General features: G+C 72.6%; 1 protein-coding gene and 1 pseudogene. Both read left to right on the top strand.

From position 1 onward, the window contains the following. Nucleotides 1-65: 65 nt before the first annotated feature. A pseudogene (locus Manayef4_RS26510) lies at nucleotides 66-239 on the top strand (hypothetical protein); the annotation flags it as partial. A gap of 171 nt (nucleotides 240-410) precedes the next feature. After that, a partial coding sequence (locus tag Manayef4_RS02135) for a condensation domain-containing protein (RefSeq protein ID WP_254665419.1) occupies nucleotides 411-3,442 on the top strand: 3,032 nt, incomplete at its 3' end.

The raw sequence follows: 3,442 nt of genomic DNA on the forward strand, positions 1-3,442 counted from the left end.
TTGTGGGGGTGCGTGAGGTGGTGACGGGTGGGGATGTGGTGAGTGCGGCGGCGGTGGTGCGGGTGGTGGAGGCGTGTCCGGGGGTGGTGGTGCGGCAGTTGTATGGGCCGACGGAGGTGACGGTGTGTGCGACGGTGTTTGAGGTGCGGCCGGGGGATGAGGTTGCCTCGGTGGTGCCGATTGGCCGTCCGATGGATAACACCCGGGYGTTTGTGTTGGATCGGTTTTTGCAGYCGGTGCCGCCGGGGGTGACKGGTGAGTTGTATGTGGCGGGTGTGGGGTTGGCGCGTGGGTATTTTGGCCGGCCTGGGTTGACGGGGGAGCGGTTTGTKGCGTGTCCGTTTTCCGGGTCTGGGGAGCGGATGTATCGGACGGGGGATTTGGGGCGGTGGACGGGGGAGGGGCAGTTGGTGTTCGCCGGTCGGGCGGAYGCGCAGGTCAAGATCCGTGGTTTTCGGATCGAACCGGGTGAGGTGGAGGCGGTGCTGGTCATGCACCCGGGCGTCAGCCAGGGCGCGGTCATCGCGCGCGCGGACCAGCCGGGGCAGAAACGGTTGGTCGCCTATGTCGTCGCCTCCGAGGGGGAGGCGCTCGACACCGTCCAGATCCGCGACTTCGTGGCGGGCCTKCTGCCCGACCACATGATCCCTTCAGCCGTGGTCGTGCTCGACGCGCTGCCGCTGACCGCCAACGGCAAGGTCGACCGTGCCGCCCTGCCCGCCCCCGACTTCGCCGGCCTGGTGACCGGCCGGGAGCCGCGCACCTCGGTCGAGGAATCGCTGTGCACCCTGTTCGCCGAGGTGCTGCGCCTGGAGCGGGTCGGGGCCGACGACGACTTTTTCGACCTCGGCGGTGACTCCCTGCTGGCCATGCAGCTGATCGCACGGATCAGGAACCTGCTGCGGACGGCGCTGACCATCGGCGAGCTGATGGCCGAGCCGACACCCGCCGGGGTCGCCACGCTGGTGCGGGCCGGCGGCGACCCGGCGGCCGACGAGCCGGTGCTCGCGCCCGTGCAACGGCCCGAGGCGGTGCCGCTGTCGTTCGGCCAGGCCCGGATGTGGTTCCTCAACCGGCTCGAGGACGGCGAGGCGCTCTACAACATCCCGGTGCAGCTGCGGCTGCGCGGCGACCTGGACCGGACCGCGCTGTGGGCCGCGCTCGGCGACGTGGTCACACGGCACGAGAGCCTGCGGACGGTGTTCCCCGACCCCGACGGCATCCCGCGGCAGCAGATCCTGACCGCTGAGGCCGCACGCCCCACGCCTGTGGTCGTACCGACCGACGAGGACGAGCTGCCCAGCCGGCTGACGGCCGAGGCCACCCGGGGCTTCGACGTGAGCCGCGACCTGCCGGTACGGGCCACGCTGTTCGCCGTGCCCGACGGCAGCCACGTGCTGTCACTCGTCGTCCATCACATCGCCGCGGACGGCTGGTCGATGGGGGTGTTCGCCCGGGATCTGGCCACGGCCTACGCGGCGCGGCGGAACGGGCAGGCCCCGCCGTGGGCGCCGCTGCCCGTGCAGTACGCCGACTACTCCATCTGGCAGCGCGAGGTCGCGGCCGGCGAGGACCGGTCGGACGCGCACCTGGCGTACTGGCGGCAGGCGCTGGCCGACCTGCCCGCCGAGCTGAACCTGCCGGTGGACCGGCCCCGCCCCGCCCTGCCCGGCTTCCAGGCCGGATCCGTGCCCATCCGGCTCGGCGCGCGGACACACGCCCRCCTGGCCGACGTGGCCAGGGGCCAGGCTGCGACGCTGTTCATGGCGGTGCAGGCGGCCGTAGCGCTGTTGCTGTCCAAGCTGGGCGCGGGCAGCGACATCCCGCTGGGCACGGCAGTGGCCGGCCAGGGGAACGCCGCGCTGGACGACCTGATCGGTTTCTTCATCAACACCCTCGTCCTGCGCACCGATGTCGGCGGTGACCCGACCTTCGTCGAACTCGTTGGCCGGGTCCGCGAGGGCGACCTGGCCGCCTTCGCCCACCAGGACGTGCCCTTCGAGCGGCTGGTCGAGGAATTTCACCCGGCCCGATCCCTGGCCCGCCACCCGCTGTTCCAGGTGATGCTCGGCTTCCGGAGCACCCCGCAGCGGGAGTGGCACCTGGCCGGTCTCGACACCCAGGTGATGCCGTCGCAGGCCGCCACCGCCAAGTTCGACCTGTCCTTCGACCTCGCCGAGTACCGCGATGAGGCGGGCGCGGCGGCGGGCATCGACGGGGAACTGCACTACTCGGCCGACCTGTTCGACCGGCGGACGGCCGAGGACCTCGTCGTACGGCTGGTCCGGGTGGTTGAGGCGGTCGCGGACGACCCGCACCTGCGGGTCAGCCAGGTCGACGTGCTGGACGACGCGGAGCGGGCCARGATCGTCGGCGAGTGGAACGACACCGGCGTACCCCTCGGCCACACCAGGCTCACCGCGGCGTTCGATGCCCAGGTGGCCGCCCGCCCGGACGCGGTGGCGGTGGCGGCAGGAGATGTGCGGCTGTCGTACGCGCGGCTGGCGCAGGCCGCGGACCGGGTCGCGCACAGGTTGGCGGTGGCGGGCGTACAGCCGGGTGACCTGGTCGGCGTGGCGCTGGAGCGCTCGGCCGAGCTGGTGGCGGTGCTCATCGGGGTGCTCAGGGCGGGCGCGGCCTACGTGCCGGTCGACCTGGAGTGGCCTTCGGCCCGGGTGGCGCAGGTGCTGGCCGGGACCGGTGTGGTGGTGGCCTCGGCGGGGTTCGCCGCGCCGCCGGGCGTGGGCGTGGTGCCGGTGGGCGACTGGGTGCTGTCCGGGCCGCCGCTGACGCCGCCGTACGTCGTGGCAGGCCACGGCGACCTAGCGTACGTGATGTATACCTCGGGATCGACGGGCGTACCGAAGGGCGTGGCGGTGACGCACGCCGGGGTCGTCTCCCTGGCCGCCGACCGGCACTGGTCCGGCGGGGCTGATCAGCGCGTGCTGTTCCACGCCCCGCACGCCTTCGACGCCTCGACATGGGAGCTGTGGGTGCCGCTGCTGGCGGGCGGCCAGGTCGTGATCGCCCCGCCGGGACCGCTGGATGCCGCCGGGCTGRCCGAGTTGATCTCCGGTGCCGGGCTGACGGCCGTGCACGTGACCGCCGGTCTGCTCGCGGCGCTGGCCGAGGAGGACCCCGGCTGTTTCGCCGGGCTGCCCGAGCTGCTGACCGGCGGGGACGTGGTCAGCGCCACCGCCGTCGCTCGCGTCGCGGCCGCGTGCCCGGACACCGTCGTGCGGCACCTGTACGGCCCGACCGAGATCACCATGTGCGCGACCGTGTTCGACATCCGGCCGGGGGAGGAGGTCCCCGGGCCGCTGCCGATCGGGCATCCGCTGGACAACACCCGGACCTATGTGCTGGATGATCTGCTGCAGCCGGTGCCGCCGGGGGTGGTCGGTGAGCTTTATCTTGCGGGTCCGGGGCTGGCTCGTGGTTA

It is taken from the genome of Frankia sp. CgMI4 (assembly GCF_001756285.1).
Taxonomy (GTDB): domain Bacteria; phylum Actinomycetota; class Actinomycetes; order Frankiales; family Frankiaceae; genus Frankia; species Frankia casuarinae.